Raw genomic sequence first — 24675 nt, forward strand, 5'->3', positions numbered from 1 at the left:
TACCCATGCGGGAGGCAGGAATGGGCTTTTTTTTCCCGCAAATCGCCGCTCTGCGGCAGGGCTCACAAGCTGCTCTGCATGGAAACATGCTTCTCGCCCGATGCAGAAGGATTGTCTTCCATCCGTGCCGCCGTCCAGCGGCGTCCGTCCCACTTAGCGACGATAACGCCGCCGTGGCCCACGCCGTCCACCTGCCAGTAGCGGCGGGGATCGTTTTCCACCCAGGCCGCCTGAAACCAGCGGATAACACCGCCGTGGGTCACCAGACAGACGGTATCGTCCATGGAAACAGACCTCATCAGCTGCATCAGCCAGCGATCCACCCGCTCCCCCAACTGGGTCAGGGTTTCCCCGCCCGGCGGCGCACAGTCAAACGGATTGTCGTACCAGCGGCGGGCGAGTTCGCCGTCCCGTGCCATCAGCTCGTCATAGGTGAGCCGCTCCCACGCGCCAAACGACAGCTCGCGCAGGGCGGGCACGGCGCGGGGCCCCAGTCCCCAGACAGCTGCCAGCCGTTCCGCCGTTTGCCGGCAGCGGAGCAAATCGCTGGTGTAAAGCGCCGCCGGGCGTTCCGAAGCGAGCATCCGGGCTGCCTGCTCCGCCTGGGCGCAGCCGTGTTCGTTCAGCGGCACATCGCTGTGTCCCAGGTAGCGGCCGGTGCGGTTCTCCTCCGTCTGTCCGTGTCTCACCCAGATCCACCTCACGGCCACCAGCTCCCGATCAGGATGAGCAGAATCACGGCTTCGGCGCTCTCGATCAGGGCGCCGTAGCAGTCGCCGGTCAGGCCGCCCAGCTTGCCGGCGACCGAGCGGGCAAACAGCAGGCTGATGACGAGCGACAGCACGACAGCCGTCACCGCCCGGATGTCGGCAAGCCACCAGCCCAACGCCAGCACAAAAAGATAACCGGCGCCGATGTGGAAAGGACGGAGCGCCTCGCCGATGCTTTTGCCGACGCCCTTTTCTCCGGTGACGTACGGCCAGCAGCGGATCGCCAGCAGCACATGCGTGCGTGCGGCGGCGGGCACCAGCAGCAGACAGGCGGCAAGCTGCCAATGGTCGAGCTCGGCCAGCGCCGCCGTCTTGACCAGAAGCAGCACAATCGCCGCCAGCACCCCCATCGCTCCGGTCCGGCTGTCTTTCATGATCGCCAGCATCTGTTCCCGCGGCCGGCTGCTGCCCAGACCGTCGGCCAGGTCCATCCAGCCGTCCAGATGCAGTCCGCCGGTGATGTAGACCCAGCAGGCCATCGTCAACACGGCAGCAGTCAGCGGCGCAAACGCCCACAAGGCCGCCTGATGCACCCCACACAGCACGAGGCCGATCACCAGTCCGACAGCCGGGTACCAGACGACGCTCTTCTTCCAGGCCTCTTCCGACGGGCGCAGCCAGGGAACAGGGATGCGGGAAAAAAACGACAGTGCATGAAAAAACGCGTTCATCCTTTTATCCTCCAGGGAATGCCTGCCAAAACGGCATAGACCGTATCAGCCCGGCTGGCGGCCAGCTGGTTGACGTCGCCCAGCACGTCGGCAAACCAGCGGCCCAGCTTGGTCATCGCGACGCCGCCCAGACCCACCTCGCTGGTCACGGCGATAACGGTACGGCCGTCGCTGCAGGCTTCATCCAGCCACTGCTCCGCTTCCTCCAGGAGCGCCCGCCCGATTGCTTCGTCCCGCCAGGACGCTTCCGGCACACTCATCAGCCGTGTGCTGACCCACGTCGACAGGCAGTCCAACAGCACCACCGGATACCTCTTCAGTTGCGGCAGGGTCACAGCCAGGGTGCCATCTGTTTCGGCCAGTCCCCAATTGCGGGGCCGCCGCGCCCGATGCCGCTCAATCCGTTGCTTCATTTCCTCGTCCCATGCCTGGCCGGTGGCCACGTACAAGACGGGGCCTCCCGCCTGTGCAGCCAGTTTTTCGGCGAAGCGGCTCTTCCCCGAGCGGACGCCTCCGGTAACGACGATCAGGCTCAGCGCCGCTCCCTCCTTTCACGCCAGACGTCCCGCAAGGCCGTCAACAGGCGGTCGTTTTCCGGCCGGGTGCGGACTGCGATGCGAAAATCACCGGGCGTCAAGCCGGGGTACATGGCACAACTGCGAATCAAGATGCCCCGTCTGCCCAGCAGCTCCTGCAGTTCCGCCGCCGTTATCTGAGCCGGACAGCGCACGAGCAGAAAGTTGGCTTCGCCCGGCCAGACGCGCCAGCCCAGTTCCTGCGCGATGGCACCGGACAGATAGGAACGCTCTTTGGCAATCAGCCGTCTGGTTTTCGCTTCGTAGTCCGCTTCCTCCAGGCAAAGCTCCCCGGCCGCAAGCGCCAGACTGTTGACGCTCCAGCTGACCTGCTTTTCCCGCAGCCGCTCAATCAGCGCGGGCACGGCGACGGCGTAGCCGAGGCGCAGCCCGGGAATGGCGAACATCTTCGTCAGCGAGCGCATCACCAGCACGCGCGGAAACCGGGAAAGCTGGTCTGCCAGCGTAAACTGACGCTCCTCCGCGACAAAGTCGAGAAACGCCTCGTCGATCACCAGATGCGTGTCTGTCCTGTCGGTCCAGCCGGCCATCCGCAGCAGTTCTTCCGGTTCATACAAGAGGCCGGTCGGGTTGTTGGGAGAACCGACAAAGACAAGGTCTGCCTGTTCAAACAGCCGGTCCAGCTCCGCCTCGTCCGGCTTGAAGCCGCGATCTTCCCGCCCCGGGCAGGTCAGCACGCGGGCGCCGAACTGCCTGGAAAGTTGGGCATATTCGGAAAAACAAGGCGTGACGATGCCGACCGTCTGCGGCTTCAGTGCGAGGATCGCCAGGGCCATCGCCTCGGCCGCCCCGTTGGTCGGCAGAAGCCACGATGCCGGCAGGTTCAGCTTTGCCGCCAATGCGCTGCGAAACGACCGGTGCCCCGGATCGGGATAGTGAACCACCCGAGGCAGCACCTCCCGCAGTCCTTCCAGCACGCGGGCAGGCGGGCCCAGCGGGTTGATGTTGGCGCTGAAATCGACAAATTGCCCGACTTCCACACCGAAGCGCTCCGCCGCCGTAACCAGATCGCCGCCGTGACCGAACACCTCCAACACGGCGGTCATCAATACTCCACCCCCAGCACGGCGGGGATGCCTTCGTCATAGTAGTGCTTGACCGCTTTCATCTCCGTTACCAGATCGGCAATCGCGATGATTTCCGGCCGCGCGTCCCGTCCCGTAATCACCAGATGCACGTGGCTCGGCCTGTTTTTGATCGTGTCCACTACATCGTCCAGCGGCAGCACGTCCGCTACGGGAAAACGATCAATCGCCAGCGCGTTGTTCAATTCGTCGAGAATCACCATGTCGTATTCGCCGCCCAATACCTGCTCCTTGGCGTATCGCCACGCTTCCCGCAGAGCGGCGCGGTGCTCCTCGGGCGTTTTCGTCCAGGTAAAGCCGATGCCTTTTTGCACCATCTCGATGCCCAACCGGTCAAAGACGATTTTTTCCCCGTAGGTGCGTTCCGGCGACTTGATAAACTGTACCACCAACACACGCTTGCCGCGGCCGGTCGCCCGTACGGCCAGCCCCAGCGCCGCCGTTGTCTTCCCTTTTCCGTCCCCGGTGTACACCAGGACCAGTCCTCGCTTGTTGTCGGATTTGTTCATCGACCATTTCCTCCCCCTCTGGCCGGCCAACCAGGGACGCGATGCCAAACGGTCCGCCCCTTGTGCCAGCTCATCTACCGTTCACGGTGTCTTTTCAGATACAATTAAAAAACGCTTTGCTTTCCTCGAAAACCAAAGGAAGCAAAGCGTCGACACGACGTCCACGACAATCCTCACCTTTTCCTTTGACCCGAAGGAAATCAGTGCTCACGCAAAACAGGCAGGTCTCCTGGCTTGAGGATCGCCGCTTTCCTTCTCCTTCCCACTCCCGCTGGAGCAGTGGATGGCTGTCGCCGCGAAGGAAAACTCCCCTCTTACAGTGGCGGGACCGCGTTGGATTTTCACCAAACTTCCCTTTTAACTTCACCCGCCCGGAAGCGTCCGCGCAGGTGAAGACCTGTTTGCCGTATGCAGTTGTCGGTGCCGCACATGACCGGCACTTGTCTCCATCATAACAAAAGTGGCCGTGGATAGGAAGGAAAAAGCGAGCGGGCAATGGGCTGACTTTTAATCGACGGGCGCCATCGAGCCATCTGGATTCAAAATTTCTTCTGCTCTGGTTCCATTCACATTGGAGTAAACATGCAGATTGCGATTGGGGCCTTGAAGGTAAGCGATGGTGTACAGGTAGACTCGTTCATCTTTCCAGCCGATGAAGAAGGCGGCTCCTACTTTTCCGCTGCGAATCCCCTCTTGATCAATGACATGGTCGGGCACAGAGGACTGGTAATCCTCCTCGGTGAAAAAGCGGTACAGCCAGAATTCATCACAGCCGTTTTCGAGATCCCCCTGGTCATCCACGAGAACGTACCTGTCACCGAACAGTGCGGCGACTTCTTGTTTGGTTGAGCCGATTGTTACGTTGTCTTTTATCCTGGCAACGGTTTGCAGCACTTCTTCTTCACGGACCGTCTGTCTTTCGGGTGGGAGTACGAAGATTCTGTCAAATAAATCAAAGGGATAACAGGCGACCAGGATCGCGGCCATGACTGCGGGAATCAGATATAGGTACGTTTTTCCTTGCAAAATGGTTTGTCCCCCTTCGTTCTTTGAACAGCAGCGAAAACACGTCACGCTTGCATTTACCTTCTACCAATATTTACTATAATATTATATTGCTGGAATTTATTGAACCCGCCCGAACCAATCAGGCCTGATCTGATAATGCTCCACGCACAAAAAAGCAGCCCTGCATGCAGCCGGAGATCATTCCGGTGCACGAGGGCTGTGTTCGCCTTTTAGTTTATCTTCTTCCCCGCTCCGCTGTTTTGGGCCGTACCTGTGCAGCGGGTATGCTTATCCGCTCTTTGCCCATCAGCAGGATCCCTACGACCGCCAGACAGGCCGGAATCAGCGCCCACATGAACGTCTGCGCAATCGACGAGGAGAGGACTGCGGTAATCTGCTCCAGGACAGGTGCCGGAATGGACGCCCGGGTTTCCGGAGTCAGCACCGCCCGCGGGTCAACCAGCCCCCCTGCCGGAATGCCGCTTCCACCGGCAAATACCTCTTCCAAGCCGCTCTGGAACAGGTTGCGCTGTACGATTCCAAACACGCTCACGCCCAGCGTCATGCCCAGCGAGCGGAAAAACGAGTTGGTCGAGCTGGCCGAACCGCGCTGACGCATGTCAAAGTTGTGGATCGCAGCCATGCCCAGGACGGAGAAGGAAAAACCGACGCCAAACCCGGTAAGGACCATGTAGACGGTCACCAGACTGCGCGAGACCTCCGGTGTCAGCGTCCCCAACAAAAACAAGCCGGACAGGAAAAAGGCGGCGGACAGCAGCATGATGTTGCGGTAGCTGGTCTTCGTCGTCAGCATCCCGCCCGTTTGGCTGCCGAGTACCGATCCGAGCATCATCGGAGTGAGCAGCAGCCCCGAGTTGGACGCCGAGCCGCCAAACACTCCCTGGATAAAGATCGGAATGTAGACGGTCGTGATGATGAAGGACGCGCCGTACAGAAGAGACACCATATTGCTCGCGGCAAACAGCCGCTGTCTGAACATGGAAAACGAAATGATCGGCTCGGCCGCCCGTCTCTCCACGTACAAAAACACGGCAAACAGCACGGCAAACGCGGCAAACAGACCGAGAATCACCGCAGAGTCCCAGGCGAATTGATTGCCGCCCAGCTCCAGTGCAAACATCAGGCTGACCACCGCTCCCACCAGCGTGATCGCACCCCACCAGTCAATGCTCTGCTTGCTGTGTTCCAGCGACTCCTTGTAGTACGCGGAGATGAACCAGAGCGACAGAAGACCGATCGGCACGTTGATGTAAAAGACCCAGTGCCAGCCAAAGTAATCGGTGATGTAGGCGCCGAGCAGGGGACCGACAACGCTGGACGTGCCGAACACCGCTCCGAACAGGCCAGTCATTTTCCCCCGCTTCTCCGGTGGGAACACGTCAAAAATGATCGTAAAGGCAATCGGCATCAGCGCTCCACCGCCAATCCCCTGGATGGCCCGGTAGATGCTGAGCTGAACAATGCTGCCTGCCGTCCCGCAGAGGATCGATCCGAGCAAAAACACGATCAACCCAAACACGTAAAACCGTTTGCGGCCGTACATGTCGGACAGTTTGCCGAAGATGGGCATCCCCGCCATCGTCGCCACCATGTACGCCGACGTGACCCAGACAAACTTGTCCAGACCGCCCAACTGGCCGACGATCGTACCCATCGCGGTGGCGACGATCGTGTTGTCCATGGACGCCATCAACAGACCGAGCAGGAGCCCGGCAACCACAAATTTCACATTCGACTTCTTGGCAATCACGCCGATCTCCTCCTCTTTCAACTTCTCTATGAACTTGATTATTGCCAATGTGGCCCGGAAAAAATAAACCTTCCCTCCTGGTCTATACGGAGAGAAGGATATGGAAATTTCAACAAGTATCAGCTTTTTAGCACGTCGTGGTCGACGTAGCGCTCGCCGTTCAGCTCGCTGATGACGTTGATCGCCACCCTGGCCCCGTCACCGGCGGTGATGATCGTATGCACACTGACGCCGGCGCACGTTCCGGCCGCCCAAATGCCCTCCACACTGGTCTTGCCGTCCCGGTCGACGTCAATCACCGTTTTGATCCGCGGCTCGGTGCCGGGCTTGGTCGCCACGCCGATCTTTTCCGCCAGATCGACCAGGATGCCGGTAGCGAGAATCACGTGTTTCGCTTCAAACGTCCCTGCGCTGTCTGTCTCCAGCGTAAAGCCCTGTTCCGTTTTGACGATGTTGGTCACCTGGCCGGACACCAATTCCGCGCCAAATTTTTCCGCCTGCTTTTTCCCGATATCCACCAGGTCAGGCCCGGTGATCTCCATTACGCCGTAGTGATTTTCCACCCAGGCTCGTTTGGTGATGCTCTTGTCACTGTCGATCAGCAGCGTTTTTTTGCCAGCCTTCGCCGTAAACAGCGCCGCGCTGGCTCCTGCCGGTCCTGCCCCAATAATCGCAATCTCGTACATTCTGACATGCCCCCTTCCAGTTTTTATGATACCCAACTTAATCATATACCAAGTATGGAAAAAAGAAAATCCACCGGGCACATCGGGGCCAGTCTCAACAAAAAAACCTCTTGAGCTTGATAGCCCAAGAGGTTTCGCCTCGTTTCGCCTTGTCTTTCGACCTTACTGCACCATGGTGTTGAAGCTCATGACCCAAATGGAGCCGGCGACGATCGTCAGCACGATCACTCCGCCCAGGATCAGTGCCTGCACATTGTAGCGGGGTTTCTCCCCTTCGCGGATGTGCATGAAGAAGAACAACTGTACGAACAGCTGCAGAACGGCCATCGCCATGATTGCAACAACCAGTGCAGTACCGGTCAGCACCTTGTTCATGACCAGCACCAGCGGGATGATGGTCAGCACGATCGACAGAACAAACCCGATGACGTACGACTTGAGGGAGCCGTGCCCCTCTCCGTGACCATGACTGTCGTGTTGCATCATCTTACATCACCCCCATGAGATAGACGACCGTAAAGAGGAAGATCCAGACGACGTCAAGGAAGTGCCAGTACAGGCCCAGATTGGTGACTTTGCGCTTGGTGACCGCCGTGATGCCGTGTTTGCCCAACTGAATCATCAGCGCAGCCATCCAGAACAGACCGAGCGTCACGTGCAGACCGTGCGTACCCACCAGCACGTAGAACGCGGACCAGAATGCACTGGTGGAAATGGCGGCGCCTTCCGAGACCAGATGTGCAAACTCGGTCACTTCCAGCACGACGAACGACAGACCCAGGATGGCAGTGATCGCCAGCCAGCCAATCACCTGTTTCACTTTTCCCTTGTGCATGGCCAGCATCGCCACCCCGCTGGTGAAGCTGCTGGTCAACAGGATAAACGTAGAAGCAATCACGCCCGGGAGTTGGAACAGCTCTTTACCGGTCGGCCCACCCGCGTAGCTGTGCATCAATACGGCATAGGTGGCAAACAACGTGCCAAACAGAACGCAGTCCGTAACCAGGAAGATCCAGAACCCGACGACCTTGAGAGATTCGTGGTCCTCGTGTCCGTGGTCGTGGTCATGATGTGCCATCGCTTGTTGCATTATACAGCCCTCCCCAGAGAAGCCTCGGTGCGTCTCACTTCGTCCACAGGGATGTAGTAGTCCGTGTCATACTGGAACGAACGCACCAGCATCGAGATGCCGACACCTGCCAGACCAATCACGATCCACCAGGTCCAGCCCCATACGAAACCAAATCCGGCAATGAACCAGAAGAACGACATGATAAACGGAATGCCCGAGTTTTTCGGCATGTGAATCGGCTCCAGCTTGGCCGGCGTTTCGTTTGCCGTGCCGTTTGCTCTCGCCTGCTTGGTCGCCCACCAGTCGTCCCGCTCTTTGACCTGCGGAATGACAGCGAAGTTGTACAGCGGCGCCGGAGACGGAATCGACCATTCCAGCGTGCGTGCGTTCCACGGGTCGCCCGTGGTGTCGCGCTCGCCGTGTTTAATGCTGTAGGCGATCTGCCATACCTGGAAGATGAAGCCGAATCCCATCAAGAACGCGCCGACGGTAGAAACCATGTTGAGCGGTGCCCAGCCGAGGTCCCATCCGTACGTGTAAAGGCGTCGGGTCATGCCCATGAAGCCAAGTGCGTACTGCGGCATGAAGCAGACGTAGAAACCGATGTTCCAGAGCCAGAAGCCCCATTTGCCCAAGCGTTCATCCAGCTTGAAGCCAAACATTTTCGGCCACCAGTAGTAAATCCCTGCGAGGTATCCGAACACGACCCCGCCGATCAGCACTTGGTGGAAGTGCGCGATCAGGAAGTAACTGTTGTGGTATTGGTAGTCCGCCGGAGCGACAGCCAGCATCACACCGGTCGCACCCCCGACCAGGAAGCACGGGATAAATGCGATCGTCCACAGCATCGGCTGTTTCAACTGAATCCGTCCCCGGTACATCGTGAACAGCCAGTTGAACACCTTCACCCCGGTCGGAATGGCGATTGCCATCGTCGTGATCGCAAAGAACGCGTTGACGTTTGCCCCCGCACCCATGGTGAAGAAGTGGTGCACCCAGGTGAAGAAGGACAGCACGCTGATGATCACCATTGCGAAGACCATCGACTTGTAACCGAAAACCTGTTTCTTGGCGAACGTTGCCACGATCTCAGAGAAGATACCAAAGGCCGGCAGCACCACGATGTATACTTCCGGGTGGCCCCACATCCAGATCAGGTTGACGTACATCATCGGGTTCCCGCCGCCGTCCATCGTGAAGAAGTGAGCGCCGAGGAAGCGGTCGATGAAGAGCAGTGCCAGCGTCACCGTCAGGATCGGGAACGCGTAGATAATCGTGATACAGCTCGACAGAACCGACCAGGAGAACAGCGGCATCTTCATCAGCGACATGCCCGGTGCACGCATTTTCAGGATGGTCACCAGGAAGTTGATCCCGGTGGCCAAACTACCGATACCGGAAATCTGAATCCCCCAGATGTAGAAGTCCTGTCCGACACCCGGGCTGAACATTTTCTCCGACAGCGGCGGATACGCGAGCCAGCCGGACTCTGCAGAACCCCCGATCACAAAGGAGAGGTTGAACAGCATTGCACCAAAGAAGAACAGCCAGAAGCTGAGTGCGTTCAAAAACGGATACGCGACGTCGCGCGCGCCGATCTGCAGCGGCACGACGATGTTGAACAGCGCGAACATCATCGGCATCGCCATGAACAGAATCATGATCGTGCCGTGCGTCGTAAAGATCGCGTTGTAGTGCTCGGAGTGAAGAAACTCCACATTGGGCATGGTGAGCTGCATCCGCATCAGAAGCGCATCCACGCCGCCGCGGAACAGCATCAAGAGCGAGCAGATCAGGTACATGATCCCGATCTTCTTGTGATCGACGGTTGTCAACCATTCGCGCCACAGCCAGCCCCATTTTTTGTACTTGGTCAGGACAAACACGATGGCCAGGGTGGTCAGCACAATAGCCACATCCGCCCCGTAAATCAACGGGTCACCGGTGACAAAAAACGTGGATGCAAAAGACTTGATGTCCTCCCACATACGGTGATCCTCCTCCCTTTCCGTTTATGTGTTACTGGTTCGATACGGACATTTCATGCTGGTGTGAAGCCTGGGCGTCATTCGCGCCGTGGCTGCTGTGCGCTCCACCGCCTTGATGTCCTTCGTGTTGATTGTCGTTGTTTTTCAGATTGTTCTTGTAGTGGTTCATGCCGTTTGGATGATTGCCGTGTACGTGGCCGTATTTCATCACGATTTCCTCGAACAGCCCTTTCGGGAAAGCCGAATACGTCAAGCGGTCGGACAGACCCGGTTTCACCAGGTTTTCGTAATCCTGTTTGGTCATGCCCGGCGCAGTGTTTTTCACCTGCTGCACCCACTGGTCAAACTTCTCCTGCGGTTCGGCAATTACCTTGAACTGCATGTGGGCAAAGCCTTTCCCCGTGAAGTTGGCCCCGGTGCCGTAGTACTCACCCGGCTCATCCGCCTGCATCCACAAGCCCATCGCCATGCCCGGCATCGTATAGATCTGGCCAGCCAACTGCGGTACCCAGAACGAGTTCATCGGCGCCTCGGCGGTCAGCTCAAATTGAACGGGAACGTCCGTCGGAATATGCACGTAGTTGACAGTAGCGATGTTTTGTTCAGGATAAGTAAACAACCATTTCCAGTCGAGCGACGTAACCTGTACCGTGATCGGCTTTACGTCTTTTTTGGGAGGCTCAACCAGCGCATAGGTATCGCGCACCGTAAAATAACCAAGAATGGCAATAATGACGACAGGAATCCCCCACCAGATCAGCTCCAGCGTGGTGTTGTGCGCCCATTCCGGTTGGTACGGAGCCTTGTTCCCCGGTTTGTCCCGATAGCGCCATACGATGTAGAAGGTGATCGCAAACACCGGCAGGATCACGATCGAGACGAGAATAATGGAAGTAATAATCAGATTGTACTGCGTTTCAGCAACGGGCCCCTTCGGATTGAGGACCAGGTATTCGCTCCCGCATCCGCTCAACAGGACGCAGGCCAATACCGCCATGATCCAAAACTGGACCCGTCCGAGCCACTTTCTAGCTGCCATTTCTTCCTACCCCTCCTAACGTTCCAACAGAAAGGAAACGACCGTTCACATTCAGTTTTAATAAACTTGCTTTTTGCCTTCATATCGTATCAAAAGCGCATTTGTTTTGTACCTTCGTTTGCACACCGTTCAAGAATTCGCCGCTTTTTCGTGACAAAGTGTTCACATATACTTCACTTTTTGCTCAAAACTTTGTTACCAATATCCTGTTTTTCTAACCGCCACCTAATAATGGTTGATTTTTCAAGAGAAAAGCCCTCTCAAGATCGCTCGTCTTGAGAGGGCTTTCACCCAAATTCTTCATTATTTTATTTGATCAGTTCATGAATTGCCGTATATTTCCTACGATTCGGTGTGAAGTAACTGGAACACCGTGCTCAGCAAAAAGATGTTCATGCCGCCGATCAGCAATCCAATCGCCGCCATCAGTCCAAAATTATCCGCACGGAAATCGCTTACATTCATCATAAGCAAAACAGCACCAAGTATTGTAGCTGCCCACGCGAGCCATTTCAAGGTTGTCGCAGCTTTGATACCATTGCTCAATTGGTCCATCGCATCCAACCCCTGTCCGTTTTCTTTGATTGATGGCTCTATTGTAACACATTTTTCACACTTTGTTCACGTTTTGTTCAATTTTTTCTCAAAAAAATGTCGTTTTTTTCGAGAGGATGGGGGACGTTTCCAATCTCGTGGACGGAACAGCTGTTACACGCAGAGCAGAGATCGCCATTTCCATGTTACATACTATGCGGACAGGTTTGACGAGCTGGGGCGGGTTGGAAAAGTTCGCGAGCGATGGCATGTGTATACCCGGAGAGGCCTTGAGATGTGCAAGCCGGAGACTACACCGGATATGCTTTCAACGATTGGCCCAGTTTCCCCCTTGTAACTCATCCTGTAATCTCTTGATAAATGTTTTCGCCGCATGGCTAAGAAACCTGTCAACGCGATAAATAATACCGATATCCCGAGTTGGGCCTCCCTCGATCTTGATGGCACGCAAGTCGGGATCATTCATGGATAAAATTAGTGGCAGTGGTTGAATTGTCGCACCGATATTCGCTTTGACTAATCGAATAAGCGAAAAAGGTGTTGTCGTTTCAATAATAGGATCTAAGCTGAAGCCACGCTTTCTACAACAATCATCGACTATCTCGCGTCCAAGCGTGCCTTTCGGGTACATCACGGTTCTAATATGTCGAAGTTCCTCCAACTCGATGGAGCTTCGATCCGCCAATTCGTGGTTCACCGATACGACCAGCACATACTCTTCGCGGGATAAGGGAATTCTCACAATCCGCTCATCTGGGAGAGGCAGGATTGCAATTCCAATATCCACTTCCATATCCAATACTTGCTTCAAGATTTCGATTGATGTCAATACGGTTAGTCGTATATGAGGAAATTCATGGTGAAAATCGATTAATAGTTGTGTAATTCTGTAATCGAGATCAGATGGGATCGCGCCAATGACCAGTGTTCCACGCTGTTGATTGCGCAGTTCATCAATGGCGTCGATTGCATTTTTTCGGGTTCTGAACATCTGGATACTGTATTCTAGCAGCAGTCTGCCTGCTTCGGTTAGTGCGATTCGTTTGCCAATCCGATCAAACAACGGCATCCCAATTTCATCTTCCAACGATCGAATCTGGTGACTGAGCGTCGGTTGCGATATGCCCAATTTGTCCGCTGCTTTGGTAAAGTGCAGTTCCTCGCATACAGCGACAAAGTATTCTAGTTGTCTAAGATCCATAATGGCCCCATCCCATTTCAATCATTCTTTTTTTTCTATCATTTTAATAGAAATCATAATATTGATCAATTAACTTGTGTATTTTAAACTTAACCTCATTCACAAGAAAGTATTCACGCCAGTGATGTTTTAAGGAGTGAGTGTAATGAAACCTCGTTCAACGCTTTTGGTAATCGCCCTATTTTTGGCATCTCTAAACTTGCGGCCGGTTATTTCTTCGATTTCGCCGCTATTAGAGACGATTCGGAGCGATCTCGGAATGAGCGCATCCTCTGCCAGTCTTCTCACCTCTATACCGGTTCTATGTATGGGAATCTTCTCTCCGATAGCTGTCAAGTTGGGAATTCGTCATGGAATCGAACGGATGATAGCGTTAGCTCTAGTGCTCGTGGGCGGAGCTACTGTTCTCCGATGGTTTACGCCTTCTTATACATTCCTGCTACTGACCTCACTGATCGCTGGCATCGGTATTGCGACTGCGGGTCCGCTTCTATCTGGTTTCATTAAACGTTATTTTCCCAGCCAGGTGGCTGCCATGATCGGTGTCTATTCCGTAGCAATGGTGGCTGGAGCAGCCCTAAGCGCAGGTCTATCCGTTCCCTTCCAAAATGCCTTAAATGGCTCCTGGCGATCAGCATTAGGCTTATGGGCAATACTTGCCGTTATCGCTTTGCCTGCCTGGTGGTTATTTGTACCAAGACGTGTAGAGCCGAATCTTGATCAATCATCTTCTCTGAAAAACGCGGGGCAGTTGCCCTGGAGAAATCATAGGGCATGGCTTTTGACAGTATTTTTCGGAATGATGGCGTTTTTGTTCTACTCCATTACAGCATGGCTTGCACCAGCCGTCTCAAACATGGGGTACAGTAAGATTTACGCTGGCAACATGCTTACACTTTTCACATTGGTTCAAATTCCGGCAACCTTCTTGATTCCGATGCTGGTTAATCGTTATCCAAATCGACTTCTATGGATGGTTGCATGCTCTTTGCTTGAATTGGCAGGGTTACTGCTTGTCATCCTTTCTGGTTCACCATGGATTTCTGCGATTCTTCTCGGTATTGGCTGTGGTGGTCTCTTCCCTCTAGGGTTGATGCTGCCGATTGACGAAACATCGAACGCACAAGATGCCAGCTCATGGTCCGCCATGACACAATCGGTGGGATATGCGATTGGAGCACTTGGACCGTTTTTGGTTGGATGGATACAAGACATGACAAACAGCATTGTGTTCGCCTTCGTCGGACTAGCCGTGATCTGCACAGCGATGATTTTCTTGCAACTTTTCATCGGTTCCAAAAAGGAGCCAGACAGAGAACTGCCCGCATTCCCGAAATCCTCAAACTCTCTTGGCAATACCAACTAATTTAAACGATATTGACCTTCCGACCGAGTTCTAGCATAACTGGGGCTTGGCCCCTCCTGTGACCGGACTCTCACCGGCAGGAAAATAAGCTGAGCAACACCGCGCATAAAAAGAGAAGGCATCCTTGAGAATGCCTTCTCTTTTTTATGTGCTTTTGCAGACCCCATTATGCTCTTTAAGATGCTTCTCATCCGTCAACGCGGGCAGCTTAATGTTTCTGATCTTTGGAGAACACCGGCAGCAGCACCTCATCCACCAGACGGGTCAAATACGCGGCAGTGATCCTCTCGTGGCGGATAACATTTTCGACACGCAGAAGATCGAAGGGGAGACGCATTTGCAACTCGGTAAAATCATGGGTGATTTCTCCGCGCCGCTTGGCGTTTTCTTCCACCGTCTTCATAATCCTCACATTGCTGTCGAGCGCCTGTTCGAACCAGTCCCGGAACCGTTCATAATCTCTGCTGAATTCGGTCATCACGGCGCTCATCAGCTTCTGCCCGATGGCATCGAAAAACCGCTGGTAGATGCGGACGACCTCAAGCAAATCGGCGCGCAGACTTCCCTGGTCCCTGAGCAAATCGATCATTCTGCCGCCCATCGCCCGGGTGGACCTGTACTGGACCAGGGCATGCAGCAAATCAACGGGCGTTTCGTACCGGCGGTAAATGACCGTTCGGCTGGTTTGCGCCTGTCGGGCAACGCGTTGAAAGGTCATTTCCTCGTACCCCGATGTTTCGATGATTTCGTACGCAGCGTCCAGAATCGCCTTTTCCAGTTCTTCTCCCCGTCTTCGTTCCGCTTTCAATGACTTTTCCTCCCGAAAGATGCTGCAATCATTATACAACAAATAAGATACATGTTGCACCTTATTCAAAAAGCATGTATACTTATTTCGAAAATAAGATACATCATGTACCTTAACTAAGGAGTGGACGCACGTGAATCAAACCGACGGAACACTGCCGAAAGATCTTGTCCGCGTCGCACTGGTGCTGGTGTTCGGAGCGGTCGCCCCCATGCTGGACACCACCATGGTGAACATCGCGGTGAATCATTTCAGCCGGGATTTTCAAACTTCGCTGGAAACGGTGCAGTGGGTCATGACCGGCTATGTGTTGGCCCTGGCCATCGCCGTCCCTTTCTCCGGCTGGCTGGTTCAGCGGTTTGAGGGTAAATCCGTATATTTCATCGCGGAGCTGCTGTTCCTGCTCAGTTCCCTGCTGGCGGGGTTGTCCTGGAACATCGAAAGCCTGATTGCGTTCCGCATTGTGCAAGGGTTTGCCGCCGGGCTGATCATTCCCCTGCTGACCACGCTGCTTGTACAAGCCGCGGGACAGGATCAAATGGGGCGCTTGATGGCCATCGTGGGCTTGCCCATCATTCTCGGCCCCATCCTCGGCCCGGTCGCCGGTGGACTGCTCGTGGAGTATGCCTCTTGGCGCTGGATTTTCTACATCAATGTCCCGATCGGAATCATCGCCCTGGCTTTGATTTCCATGAAAATGCCGAGATTTCCCGCCACCAACAGACGCGCTGCGCTGGATTGGACCGGCATTCTGCTGCTGGGCGGACTTTCCGCAAGTTTCATCTACGGGATCTCGCGGGGGGCGGAAGGCGGCAGTTTTGGCGGCGGGGCTTCGATCGGCTTTATCGCGCTGGGCGTTATCTTGACGATCGCCTATATCGTTTACGCCCTTGTCCGCTCCTCGGCCGTCATCGTGCCCCTCAGCCTGTTCCGATACAAAAGCTTCACCGGGTCCGTCATCGCCTTGTTCCTGGCCGGTTTCGGGACGAACGGCGCCATGCTGCTGCTGCCTTTGTACTTTCAAAATGTTCGGCACGACTCCGTCATCTCCGCCGCGCTCGCGCTCATTCCGCAAGGTGCGGGCATGCTGCTCGCCAGACCCGTTATTGGGACGCTCACCGACCGGATCGGAGCCCGGCTTATTGTCCTGGCCGCTACGGCGATTACGGTCGCGGGAACCGTTCCGTTCATCCTTTTCCCGCCGGACGTTCCTTATTGGCAGATCGGCCTTGCACTGTTTATTCGGGGAATCGGTGTCGGCGGCATCACGATTCCGGTGATGACGGATTCCTATACGGGGCTCTCCGGCCATCAAGTTCCGCAAGCGAGCGTCGCCACGCGCATTATCCAGAATATCGGCGGTGCCTTCGGTTCGAGCGTACTGGCAACGGTCGTGGCCCTGCAATTGCGGCAAGCCGTTCCCGCTCTCCCGCATGAAGCCGCCGCCTATCACACCGGCTTTCTTGTCGCTACCGTGATGACCGCGGCAATGGCCATACCCGCCTTCCTCTTGACAAGCAAGACGAAGGCAAAGGCCCGAGCGTGACCAAGTGCTATTGAAAATACTTGAGTCCGCTTGGAAAACAAAGGGAAATTGTGGCAAAGCAAAGCCCCAAACTTCCCTGCTGATCAGGGGGTTTGGGGCTTTGCTTTTGTAAGCCGCGGTGAGGGGGGAGTCTGGGCTGTGCCTTTTTTTGTCTTCTATCTATATCATTACTCATTTACAAAAACCGTTTGTGCACCTTTTTTCCATCGTAGGTAAACTGCACCGCACGCTCCTCGATCACCGTCTCCAGATGGACGTTTTTGCCCCAAAGCTGGTAGATGTACGGCAGCGTCTTTTCCAGGTACTTGACATCCAGCTCCAATCCTTCGTAGTAATGCTTCAGGTACAGCTCGCCGGCCCGCAGGTAATCGCCGTCTTCGACCATGACGTACGGAAAGCCGCCGTTGACACGCGTCGCGGCCAGGCCGTCCCGCACCTGTTCCCAGGATTTTTCCGTCACCACCCAGTCGTTTCCCTGCTTGCCGAACAGGTACAAGTCCAGCTTTTCGACCAGCTCCTTGGTCAGGTAATTGCGCAGAAAGCTGATGTCCGACTCCAACTCGCGCACCTCGAAAATCTTTGCCCTTCCCTGTCCCGGCTTGCGTCCATAGCGCTCCTGCTCTTCCTTGGTCGGGTTATCCCAGCGCTCCTCGATATCCTCAAAAATTTTCAGCCCGAGATGATACGGATTGATGCTGGTCGGCGACGGTTGGATCACCGAGGCGTGCAGCTTGGCAAAGTCGATCGTCTCCGCTTCCGTCAGGTCCAACTCCCGCAGGATGCGCAAGTGCCAGTAGGTGGCCCAGCCTTCATTCATGATCTTCGTCTCCAACTGCGGCCAGAAATAGAGCATCTCTTCGCGGATGATTGTCATGATGTCCCGCTGCCAGTCCTCCAGAACAGTGCTGTACTCCATGATGAACAACAGCAGGTCTTTCTCCGGTTCGGGCGGGAACTTGCGGGTCGGCTTCCCTTGATCGGCTGGCTGTTCGTCTGTGCGATCCAGCCGCCACAGGTCGTCGTACGGCGTGGTCCGCTCTGTTTTGCCCGGTTTGCCGGTCGTCTCCTCCACCTCCCGCTTCCAGCGCAGTTTCGGCCGCAGCAGACTGGGATCGATGTGCTCCTGAATGGACAGGCAGGCGTCCAAAAACGACTCCACTGCCTCCTTGCCGTGCTTGATCTCGTACTGCCGAATCCGCTCCGAGCTGGCCGCCATGCTCTCCACCATGTCGCGGTTGGTGTTGGAGAACCGCACGTTGTTTTTGAAAAAGTCGCAGTGGGCCAAGACGTGGGCGACGATCAGCTTGTTCTGGATCAGCGTGTTGCCGTCCAACAGAAATGCGTAGCACGGGTTGGAGTTGATCACCAACTCGTAGATTTTGCTCAAATTGAGGTCGTACTGCAGCTTCATCCGGTAAAAGGATTTGCCAAAGCTCCAATGCGAGAACCGCGTCGGCATGCCGTACGCGCCAAACGTGTAGATGATGTCAGCCGGGCATATCTCGTAGCGCATCGGGTAAAAGTCAAGGCCGAAGCCTTTGGCGATTTCCGTGATTTCTTCAATCGAGCGCTCCAGTTCCTTGCGTTCGTCGTTGGTCATGTCGCTTCCCCCCATTTCTTCTCTCCACTATGTATATGGGAGCAGCTTGCATGAGAGCACTCGACAAGACGACGATGTAAAGCCGACCACCTTTGAGCTGGCCAATGACAAAGACGCCCCTTTTGCCGGGACGTCTTTGCCGCTGTCTGCACTAATCCGGTTGTTAACCTTGGATCCAGTCGCGTACGCCATAATAAATGAGTGCACCCGAGAACACGACTGCCGCCACGATACCAACACCATCGACGACAGGATCGATAAAGGAGAGGAACGTGCCTTCCAGCGGAATTTTCAAAAAGGACCAACCGCCTACGAGGCCGCCCACCAGCGTTGTCCATTTGCCCATGCTGCTCACCTCCTGCGGCGGCGACATCAGAAAGCTGCCGCCTTACTGCATCCTATGTCGCAAGTTGTGAGACGGTCTGGACGAAAGGCCAAAGTTCGCGTTCAACAATTTGCAATTGGGCATGGACGCCGTGATTGCGGTACAATAACGCTATATATGCATATCGTTACACAAAGGAGCGAATGTTTCGTGCGTATCTTTTTATTGCTTGGCGCTATCAGCGGTTTTCTCTCCGTCGCCTTGGGCGCATTTGGTTCCCATGTGCTGAAAGGCAAACTGAACGACTACCTGCTCGGCGTCTACCACACCGGGGTTACCTACCAGACGACACATGCGCTGGCGCTGGTGCTGGTCGCCCTGCTGTGCAAATGGTACCCTGAATCGTCTGTCCTGACCTGGGCGGGCTGGTGCTTCACTGTCGGCACCCTGCTCTTTTCCGGCAGCCTGTACGCCCTCAGCTTCACCAACATCAAAGCGCTCGGGGCAATCACGCCATTTGGCGGCGTCCTGTTCCTGGCCGGCTGGGCGCTTCTCGCCGTGCACGCCTGGAAATCTGTCTCGTAAGGAGGTTTTCCATGTCGCGGTTACCCGCTTGGGCATCTGCCTATCTCCATCATCTGGGAATAGCGCCGCGCCCGGCCAGTTACGCCTTCCTCAGCGAACTGTGCCGCGCTCATCTGCAGGCGTTTCCGTTTGAAAACGTCGGCAAACTGCTGCAGGCCCGGCGGCCGGGGCACAAGAGCCTCCCCTCGCCTGAACAGTTTGTTGCCGACGCCGTCCGCTGCGGGTTTGGCGGCACCTGCTACGCCATCCACGCCAATCTCCTCTGGCTGCTGCGCGAGCTGGGCTTTTCTGCACATCTCGTGCCGGTGGGAACCTCCCATACGGCGGTCATCGTCCGGCTGCCGGAATGGGGAGGAGAGCCGGTCTACGTCGATCTGGGCTCCACCGCCCCCGTGTATCAGCCGGTCCGCTTTCGCCGCGATCCCGACAACTGCATCCGCTTTGGCCCGGAGACGGTGCGAATCACACCGGATGCGGAGCGGCCGGGCCGCTACCAATACCTGCATTACCGGGGGGAGAAGCTGGTGAACGAAGACTGGCACTTTGACCCGGAGGAGCGGCGGGAGCCGGACGATTTCGCCGAAGCGATCGACCGCTCGTTTGCCCCCGGCGCCTTCTTTCTCAACTGCCTGCGCATCCATGTGTATCAATGGGACAGCGAACGCAGCCTCTCATTGAAAAACAACACACTGCTGATCACGCACGCTGACGGCGGCGAGCGCCGGCTGACGCTCGGTTCCATCCGGGAGCTGGAAGAGACGGTGGCGGACGAATTCCGCCTGCCCCGCTTGCCGGTCAGGGAGGCGGTGGAGATCCTGCAGTCGCGGGGCGTTGATCTATTTGCAAATGAAACCTAGACACGTCTAGCTGGCTGCTGCTGCTGGAACAGCCGGTGTACGGATGCACGAAAAAAACCGCTGAATCAGCGGTTTTTTGGGCGAAAACGAGGGTCACAAGGCTTGCCTCCCTGATCCTCTCTTTGCGTGACGGCCAGATACATGGTCACCGCCAGCAGGATGAGATCCAGCTCGTACCCTCCTGCGCCGTTCGCACCGATCAGGCCGTTTGACCATTTGACGGTAACGATGGCACCGACCATGATCACAGCCAGAAGCAGCGACGCAGGCCGTACCGCCAGCCCGATCACAAGCGCCATCCCACCCAGCAGTTCCGCCAGCGTCACCAGATAGGCCAACCATGTCGGAAGTCCGACACTCCCGAACCACTCAGCCACCACTCCCAATCCTTTTTGCAGCTTCTGCAGGCCGTGGGCAAAGAAAATCAAGCCCGTCACCATCCGCAGGACGACGAACGCCGTTTTCTCCCGCATCCGACTCCCTCCTCACCACCAGCATATGCCGATGCCCGGACAAACAGCATCACGATATCCGTCCCCGCCAACAAAAAAAGCAGTCGAAAAACCCAATTGTTCCCGACTGCTTTTTACGCTTGTCCGGCGAAGGTCCGCTTTCGCCGATACCTCCAAAGCCGTTTTTCTTACATCAGGACCAGATACAGCACCGCTGCCAGCACGATGCGATAAAGGGCAAACGGAACCAGTTTGATCCGGTTGATCAGCTTCAAGAAGAAGCGGATGAAGAACAGCGCAAAAACGAATGCGCTGATGAAGCCGACCGCAAAAAACGGCAGGGCATCAAGGGTGAAGGAATCCCAGTGCTTCAAGAGCGACAGGCAGCTTGCCCCCAACATGACGGGGACAGCCATGATAAAGGTAAAATCGGACGCAGCGCGGTGGCTCAATCCCAACAGCACCCCGCCTGAAATCGTCGAACCGGAACGGGAGAAGCCCGGCCACAGCGCAATGCATTGAAACAACCCGATCAAGAAGGCCTGCTTGTACGTAAGCTGGTCAACCGTCTCCACTTTCGGCCTGCCCGGGCGGAACCAATCAGCGGCCAGCATCAGGAAAGCGCCCGCCACCAATCCGATCAGCACGGTGTTCACCGAAAACAGGTATTGGTCGATGTAGTCCTCAAACAGGAGGCCCAATACGGCAGCCGGCAGCAGCCCGACGATTACCTGACCCAGCTTCAGTTTGCGGCCGGAGGCTTGTCCGCCTGTCGCGCGTCTCCGCAGCCCGAGCAGATCGAAAAAGCGCTCTTGAAAGACGATTACCACAGCCAGGATCGATCCGAGCTGTATCACCACCTTGAAGGTGTTGGCCACCTCGGGGGAAAACATCTCCTTGGATTTCAGCCACATATCGTCAACGATGATCATATGCCCGGTCGAGGAGACGGGCGCAAATTCCGTCAGTCCCTCCACAAGCCCTAACACGAATGCTACGAACATTGACCACAGATCCATTGTACTCACCTTTCTGGCAAAAGAGGCAGTTTGACGACGCCGTTTGCCTCCTCGCTTGTCTCGCGCATGATCGCTTGCGCCACGCCCTTCATTTTAACGTACTTTCCCATTCACCCCAAGCCTAAATTTTTTTGCTCCGTTCGTCCCATAAAAACCCCCGCCGGAGCTTGAGACACCAGCGAGGGTTACCCTCACGCCGCCGGCAGACGCCTGGCGGATGTGCTGATGTGCAGGGCGCGGGATCAATTCCCATCCGATCGTCGGGATGACGTCCGCTCGCGCTGATATTCCCCGTTTTATTTCGTCAGGTGGAGAAACTCGTCGATGTCGGCGACGGCCCGATCCACGGCCTTCTGCCAAAACCGGACGTCGGTAATGTCCTCATCCAGATGCCGCTTTGCCAGCTCTTCCACGGTCATCCGTCCCGTATCGCGCAGCAGGGCGTCGTACTTGTCGGCAAAGGCCGGTCCCTCCTGCAGGGCGCGCGCGTACACGCTCAAGCTGAACAAATAGCCGAAGGTGTACGGGAAGTTGTAGAAGGGATACGTCGTGATGTAAAAATGCAGCTTGGACGCCCAGAAAAGCGGCTCGTATTCGGCCAGCGCGTCGCTGTACGCCTTTTTCTGCGCTTCCAGCATCATGCGACTCAGCTCCTCTGCGCTGACCAGCCCGTTTCTCCGCTTGGCGTAAAAGTTTTTTTCAAACAGGAAGCGGGCCTGGATGTTCATGAGAAAGGCGATGGTCTGCTGCACTTTGTCTTCCAGGAGAGCCACCCGCTCCTCCGTACTGGCGGCGTTCTTCACCGCCGCGTCCGCCACGATCATCTCGGCAAATGTAGAAGCCGTCTCCGCCACGTTCATCGCGTAGTTTTGCGCCAGCGGGGGCAGATCGTTCATGACGTGCTGGTGATAGGCGTGCCCCAGTTCATGCGCCAGGGTGGACACGTTTTGCATGCTGCCCGCGTAGGTCATAAACACGCGAGACTGGCCCTTGGCCGGAAAGCTGGTGCAGAAGCCGCCTGGCCGTTTGCCTGGCCGGTCCTCTGCCTCGATCCATCCATTCTCGAAGGCGTTTTGAGCAAAGGCGGCCAATTTCGGGCTGAACCGGCCAAACTGTTCGAGGATGAACGCAGCGCCTTCCTCATAAGACAACTTCTTGTGCTGACGGCCGATCGGAGCGGACAAATCGTACCAGCTCAATTTGTCCACGCCCAGCAGCTTGGCCTTGCGCTCCAGGTACGCGACGAGCCGATCCTTGCGGTTGTCGATCGCCTGCCACATCGCGTCCAGCGTCTTTTCCTGCATCCGCCCGATGTCCAGCGGCTCTCGCAGCACGGAGTCCCATCCCCGATGCCGGTACAGCGCCAGACGAAAACCGCCCAGGTGATTGAGCGCCTGTGCGCACAGTTCCGCCTCCTGCGCCCAGGCCTCCTTCCATTTGGCAAAAACGCGAGCGCGGACGCTGCGGTCCGGATGGTGCATCAAATTGGCGGCCTGGCCGACGGAGAGACGCTTCGTCTCGCCATCCACCTCCACTTCGATGGTCATGCGGCCAACGACGGTATTGTAGAGGTCCTGCCAGGCGTGGTATCCGTCCACGGCCAGGTCGTTGGCCAGCACCTCCTGAGCGGGCGGAAGCTTTTCCTTTGCCCGTCTGCGTCGTTCATTGAGATTGAACGCGACCGGCTTCACCTCCGGAGCGGCGAGCAGCTTGTTCCAGGCCGGCTCGTCGATCGCGAGCAGGTGTTCCTCCCATTTGGACAGCGCCGCAGCGAATGACGCGGATACGGTTTTCACCCGTCCGCTCAGGAGTTTGGCCTGTTCGTCTTTTACATCTTGGGCGGTCAGGCAGGAGACAAACGCTCCCGCCTCCTTCAGCCGAACAGCAATGCTCTGCACTTGGGTGAGCAGGGAAACAAATGCATCCTTGTCGTCGATCCGCACGCGATCGGCGCTCACCTGCGCCTGCAGTGCGGCAATATCTCCTTCCAGCATGCTGAGAAATGCGCGAAAGGACTCGGACTCGCTTCCGCCGGAAAACAGCACCTCCAGATTCCAGCGCATCGGCAATGGCGTTTTCATGTATATCCCTCCCTGATTATGTATACGCACAAGTACTCTCTTTCACAGCACTCAGCAAAAACCTCTTTTTCAGTCAAAATTTTTGTATATGATCCTGCCATTTCTATGAAAAAAGCAACCTGAACGGCAGGTTGCTTCATCGTGTAGACAAAGTACCAAAGGTAAGGTCTACACGCTTTTTTCTCGAATATACATACCATTCAATGCTGTGTAGAGGTGGAAGCATGCTGAATAACCAACAGGCCGAAGGCCGTTATCAGATTTCCGTCGTCTCGTTAGATGAATTAGTTCCGCATTGAAAATGCCATGCCCCGATAGAATCGTTCCATTCCGTGTAAAGTCTAAAACATTATATCTCGAAGATATTTACCTGTACAACAACGGCCATCGATGAACAGATTGTGCAAGACTACATTCATTACTATAACTTAATTCATTACAAAAAAACTAAACAACCAGTCACCGATTCAATATCGGCAACTGGCTGCTTAAAAACTAAGGTGTTTTGAAACCTGTCCTACGGACGGGGGTCAGTCCCAACAATAGACGAAATTTTTTACTGAGGACACTTACGTAGAGTGTGTGAACGACCAGAAACCTGCTTGAGTTGTTGGTCATTGGAAAGAAGGTGACCCAATGAATTTGGCAAGGCCGTCCACCTGTCCATCTAGCATACGCTCACTGTATGGAGGTGGTGACATGAAGAAGCGAAAGAAGTCCCGGCTGAGAATCGGCAAGGTGACTTACGGCACTCGTGATCCACAGGAGGCATTCATTGCTGCATTCGCCCCGTATTTCGCTTCGACTCCTAAGCAAGAGCCACTGAAACAGGTTCAAAATGGGTGAATCGAACGCCGGGTGGATCCCGGCAGATAGGACAAGCCTATTAGAAGGTCAGCATGGACTATACCATTATCAAGCAAGTACATCGCACTACGAAGATTGGAGGAAAACCGAGTGTCAAGATCAAAAGAAAGTTCCTCAAAAAAATCAAGCGAAAATTCCCCAGTAAGAGAAAGAGAATACTCAAATGCCTCTTAGGTGGTAATATAGACAAGACTACCCACTTGTGTTGTTCCCATCCC

At 55.7% G+C, this 24675-nt stretch carries 25 protein-coding genes and 1 riboswitch; of the genes, 5 read left to right on the forward strand and 20 right to left on the reverse strand.

Annotated features, from left to right (window positions below; all coding sequences use genetic code 11):
- Positions 1 to 62 precede the first annotated feature (62 nt).
- From ETC00_RS09950 to ETC00_RS10015, 14 genes are all read right to left on the reverse strand, one after another.
- Positions 63 to 704, reverse strand: a complete 642-nt coding sequence (locus ETC00_RS09950) for a histidine phosphatase family protein (protein ID WP_171565844.1) — start codon at positions 702 to 704, stop codon at positions 63 to 65.
- Positions 701 to 1441 carry an adenosylcobinamide-GDP ribazoletransferase gene (gene cobS, locus ETC00_RS09955; RefSeq protein WP_171565845.1) on the reverse strand — a complete coding sequence of 247 codons (741 nt, stop codon included), beginning with the start codon at positions 1439 to 1441 and terminating at the stop codon, positions 701 to 703. The genes ETC00_RS09950 and cobS overlap by 4 nt, the downstream gene beginning before the upstream one ends.
- Positions 1438 to 1977: a bifunctional adenosylcobinamide kinase/adenosylcobinamide-phosphate guanylyltransferase gene (gene cobU, locus ETC00_RS09960; protein ID WP_171565871.1), complete on the reverse strand. Its 540-nt coding sequence runs from the start codon at positions 1975 to 1977 to the stop codon at positions 1438 to 1440. Before cobU ends, cobS begins: the two co-directional genes overlap by 4 nt.
- Positions 1974 to 3083, reverse strand: coding sequence for a threonine-phosphate decarboxylase CobD (gene cobD / locus ETC00_RS09965; protein WP_171565846.1), 1110 nt, complete (start codon positions 3081 to 3083; stop codon positions 1974 to 1976). Before cobD ends, cobU begins: the two co-directional genes overlap by 4 nt.
- Entirely contained in the window at positions 3083 to 3631 is a 549-nt protein-coding gene (gene cobO / locus ETC00_RS09970; RefSeq protein WP_171565847.1) for a cob(I)yrinic acid a,c-diamide adenosyltransferase, read from the reverse strand. The genes cobD and cobO overlap by 1 nt, the downstream gene beginning before the upstream one ends.
- Positions 3632 to 3833: 202 nt before the next feature.
- Positions 3834 to 4047: riboswitch (cobalamin riboswitch) on the reverse strand.
- A 91-nt stretch (positions 4048 to 4138) separates the two neighbouring features.
- Positions 4139 to 4657 carry a hypothetical protein gene (locus ETC00_RS09975; protein WP_171565848.1) on the reverse strand — a complete coding sequence of 173 codons (519 nt, stop codon included), beginning with the start codon at positions 4655 to 4657 and terminating at the stop codon, positions 4139 to 4141.
- Positions 4658 to 4874: 217 nt separating this feature from the next.
- Entirely contained in the window at positions 4875 to 6410 is a 1536-nt protein-coding gene (locus ETC00_RS09980; protein ID WP_171565849.1) for an MDR family MFS transporter, read from the reverse strand.
- A 119-nt stretch (positions 6411 to 6529) separates the two neighbouring features.
- Positions 6530 to 7096, reverse strand: a complete 567-nt coding sequence (locus ETC00_RS09985; protein WP_171565850.1) for an FAD-dependent oxidoreductase — start codon at positions 7094 to 7096, stop codon at positions 6530 to 6532.
- Positions 7097 to 7258: 162 nt separating this feature from the next.
- Positions 7259 to 7582 carry a cytochrome o ubiquinol oxidase subunit IV gene (gene cyoD, locus ETC00_RS09990; protein WP_171565851.1) on the reverse strand — a complete coding sequence of 108 codons (324 nt, stop codon included), beginning with the start codon at positions 7580 to 7582 and terminating at the stop codon, positions 7259 to 7261.
- 1 nt (position 7583) lies between these two features.
- Positions 7584 to 8186, reverse strand: coding sequence for a cytochrome o ubiquinol oxidase subunit III (cyoC, locus tag ETC00_RS09995; protein WP_230076591.1), 603 nt, complete (start codon positions 8184 to 8186; stop codon positions 7584 to 7586).
- Positions 8186 to 10156, reverse strand: a complete 1971-nt coding sequence (locus tag ETC00_RS10000) for a cbb3-type cytochrome c oxidase subunit I (protein ID WP_171565852.1) — start codon at positions 10154 to 10156, stop codon at positions 8186 to 8188. Before ETC00_RS10000 ends, cyoC begins: the two co-directional genes overlap by 1 nt.
- A 31-nt stretch (positions 10157 to 10187) precedes the next feature.
- Positions 10188 to 11195 (reverse strand): cytochrome c oxidase subunit II, encoded by a 1008-nt coding sequence (coxB, locus tag ETC00_RS10005; protein ID WP_171565853.1) that lies wholly within the window; start codon positions 11193 to 11195, stop codon positions 10188 to 10190.
- A 342-nt stretch (positions 11196 to 11537) separates the two neighbouring features.
- Entirely contained in the window at positions 11538 to 11750 is a 213-nt protein-coding gene (locus tag ETC00_RS10010; RefSeq protein ID WP_230076590.1) for a hypothetical protein, read from the reverse strand.
- A 307-nt stretch (positions 11751 to 12057) separates the two neighbouring features.
- Positions 12058 to 12951, reverse strand: coding sequence for a LysR family transcriptional regulator (locus tag ETC00_RS10015; protein WP_171565854.1), 894 nt, complete (start codon positions 12949 to 12951; stop codon positions 12058 to 12060).
- A gap of 145 nt (positions 12952 to 13096) precedes the next feature.
- Between ETC00_RS10015 and ETC00_RS10020 the strand changes: the two genes are divergently transcribed.
- Positions 13097 to 14317: an MFS transporter gene (locus tag ETC00_RS10020; protein ID WP_171565855.1), complete on the forward strand. Its 1221-nt coding sequence runs from the start codon at positions 13097 to 13099 to the stop codon at positions 14315 to 14317.
- Positions 14318 to 14525: 208 nt separating this feature from the next.
- Here ETC00_RS10020 and ETC00_RS10025 read toward each other — a convergent pair whose 3' ends face one another.
- Positions 14526 to 15125 carry a TetR/AcrR family transcriptional regulator gene (locus ETC00_RS10025; protein ID WP_171565856.1) on the reverse strand — a complete coding sequence of 200 codons (600 nt, stop codon included), beginning with the start codon at positions 15123 to 15125 and terminating at the stop codon, positions 14526 to 14528.
- Positions 15126 to 15258: 133 nt separating this feature from the next.
- On the opposite strand from ETC00_RS10025, the gene ETC00_RS10030 reads away from it, so the two are divergent.
- On the forward strand, positions 15259 to 16671 hold the full coding sequence (locus ETC00_RS10030) for an MDR family MFS transporter (RefSeq protein ID WP_304414596.1): 1413 nt from the start codon (positions 15259 to 15261) through the stop codon (positions 16669 to 16671).
- Positions 16672 to 16846: 175 nt separating this feature from the next.
- Here the strand turns inward: ETC00_RS10030 and ETC00_RS10035 are convergent, their stop codons facing one another.
- Together ETC00_RS10035 and ETC00_RS10040 are read right to left on the reverse strand one after the other, a co-directional pair.
- Positions 16847 to 18271: a SpoVR family protein gene (locus tag ETC00_RS10035; RefSeq protein ID WP_171565857.1), complete on the reverse strand. Its 1425-nt coding sequence runs from the start codon at positions 18269 to 18271 to the stop codon at positions 16847 to 16849.
- 163 nt (positions 18272 to 18434) lie between these two features.
- Positions 18435 to 18617, reverse strand: a complete 183-nt coding sequence (locus ETC00_RS10040) for a hypothetical protein (protein WP_171565858.1) — start codon at positions 18615 to 18617, stop codon at positions 18435 to 18437.
- Between the two features lie 189 nt (positions 18618 to 18806).
- Between ETC00_RS10040 and ETC00_RS10045 the strand changes: the two genes are divergently transcribed.
- Together ETC00_RS10045 and ETC00_RS10050 are read left to right on the forward strand one after the other, a co-directional pair.
- On the forward strand, positions 18807 to 19181 hold the full coding sequence (locus ETC00_RS10045) for a DUF423 domain-containing protein (protein WP_171565859.1): 375 nt from the start codon (positions 18807 to 18809) through the stop codon (positions 19179 to 19181).
- An 11-nt stretch (positions 19182 to 19192) separates the two neighbouring features.
- Positions 19193 to 20038 carry an arylamine N-acetyltransferase gene (locus tag ETC00_RS10050; protein WP_171565860.1) on the forward strand — a complete coding sequence of 282 codons (846 nt, stop codon included), beginning with the start codon at positions 19193 to 19195 and terminating at the stop codon, positions 20036 to 20038.
- Positions 20039 to 20103: 65 nt separating this feature from the next.
- Here the strand turns inward: ETC00_RS10050 and ETC00_RS10055 are convergent, their stop codons facing one another.
- The 3 genes from ETC00_RS10055 to ETC00_RS10065 form a co-directional block, all read right to left on the reverse strand.
- Positions 20104 to 20511: a DoxX family protein gene (locus ETC00_RS10055; RefSeq protein WP_171565861.1), complete on the reverse strand. Its 408-nt coding sequence runs from the start codon at positions 20509 to 20511 to the stop codon at positions 20104 to 20106.
- A gap of 167 nt (positions 20512 to 20678) precedes the next feature.
- On the reverse strand, positions 20679 to 21509 hold the full coding sequence (locus ETC00_RS10060; RefSeq protein WP_171565862.1) for an undecaprenyl-diphosphate phosphatase: 831 nt from the start codon (positions 21507 to 21509) through the stop codon (positions 20679 to 20681).
- A gap of 296 nt (positions 21510 to 21805) precedes the next feature.
- Positions 21806 to 23590, reverse strand: a complete 1785-nt coding sequence (locus ETC00_RS10065; protein WP_171565863.1) for a M3 family oligoendopeptidase — start codon at positions 23588 to 23590, stop codon at positions 21806 to 21808.
- A 699-nt stretch (positions 23591 to 24289) separates the two neighbouring features.
- Between ETC00_RS10065 and ETC00_RS10070 the strand changes: the two genes are divergently transcribed.
- Positions 24290 to 24436, forward strand: coding sequence for a hypothetical protein (locus ETC00_RS10070; protein ID WP_171565864.1), 147 nt, complete (start codon positions 24290 to 24292; stop codon positions 24434 to 24436).
- The last annotated feature ends 239 nt before the right edge of the window (positions 24437 to 24675 follow it).

Source organism: Brevibacillus sp. MCWH, assembly GCF_013096935.1.
Taxonomy (GTDB): domain Bacteria; phylum Bacillota; class Bacilli; order Brevibacillales; family Brevibacillaceae; genus Brevibacillus; species Brevibacillus aydinogluensis.

What these genes read in the sequence shown, in the direction of transcription:
- cobS (WP_171565845.1), bottom strand. Translation starts at nt 1,441, where the DNA reads ATGAACGCGTTTTTTCATGCACTGTCGTTTTTTTCCCGCATCCCTGTT.
- cobD (WP_171565846.1), bottom strand. Translation starts at nt 3,083, where the DNA reads ATGACCGCCGTGTTGGAGGTGTTCGGTCACGGCGGCGATCTGGTTACG.
- cobO (WP_171565847.1), bottom strand. Translation starts at nt 3,631, where the DNA reads ATGAACAAATCCGACAACAAGCGAGGACTGGTCCTGGTGTACACCGGG.
- ETC00_RS09985 (WP_171565850.1), bottom strand. Translation starts at nt 7,096, where the DNA reads ATGTACGAGATTGCGATTATTGGGGCAGGACCGGCAGGAGCCAGCGCG.
- cyoD (WP_171565851.1), bottom strand. Translation starts at nt 7,582, where the DNA reads ATGATGCAACACGACAGTCATGGTCACGGAGAGGGGCACGGCTCCCTC.
- cyoC (WP_230076591.1), bottom strand. Translation starts at nt 8,186, where the DNA reads ATGCAACAAGCGATGGCACATCATGACCACGACCACGGACACGAGGAC.
- ETC00_RS10000 (WP_171565852.1), bottom strand. Translation starts at nt 10,156, where the DNA reads ATGTGGGAGGACATCAAGTCTTTTGCATCCACGTTTTTTGTCACCGGT.
- coxB (WP_171565853.1), bottom strand. Translation starts at nt 11,195, where the DNA reads ATGGCAGCTAGAAAGTGGCTCGGACGGGTCCAGTTTTGGATCATGGCG.
- ETC00_RS10010 (WP_230076590.1), bottom strand. Translation starts at nt 11,750, where the DNA reads ATGGACCAATTGAGCAATGGTATCAAAGCTGCGACAACCTTGAAATGG.
- ETC00_RS10015 (WP_171565854.1), bottom strand. Translation starts at nt 12,951, where the DNA reads ATGGATCTTAGACAACTAGAATACTTTGTCGCTGTATGCGAGGAACTG.
- ETC00_RS10020 (WP_171565855.1), top strand. Translation starts at nt 13,097, where the DNA reads ATGAAACCTCGTTCAACGCTTTTGGTAATCGCCCTATTTTTGGCATCT.
- ETC00_RS10035 (WP_171565857.1), bottom strand. Translation starts at nt 18,271, where the DNA reads ATGACCAACGACGAACGCAAGGAACTGGAGCGCTCGATTGAAGAAATC.
- ETC00_RS10040 (WP_171565858.1), bottom strand. Translation starts at nt 18,617, where the DNA reads ATGGGCAAATGGACAACGCTGGTGGGCGGCCTCGTAGGCGGTTGGTCC.
- ETC00_RS10050 (WP_171565860.1), top strand. Translation starts at nt 19,193, where the DNA reads ATGTCGCGGTTACCCGCTTGGGCATCTGCCTATCTCCATCATCTGGGA.
- ETC00_RS10055 (WP_171565861.1), bottom strand. Translation starts at nt 20,511, where the DNA reads ATGCGGGAGAAAACGGCGTTCGTCGTCCTGCGGATGGTGACGGGCTTG.
- ETC00_RS10060 (WP_171565862.1), bottom strand. Translation starts at nt 21,509, where the DNA reads ATGGATCTGTGGTCAATGTTCGTAGCATTCGTGTTAGGGCTTGTGGAG.
- ETC00_RS10065 (WP_171565863.1), bottom strand. Translation starts at nt 23,590, where the DNA reads ATGAAAACGCCATTGCCGATGCGCTGGAATCTGGAGGTGCTGTTTTCC.
- ETC00_RS10070 (WP_171565864.1), top strand. Translation starts at nt 24,290, where the DNA reads ATGAAGAAGCGAAAGAAGTCCCGGCTGAGAATCGGCAAGGTGACTTAC.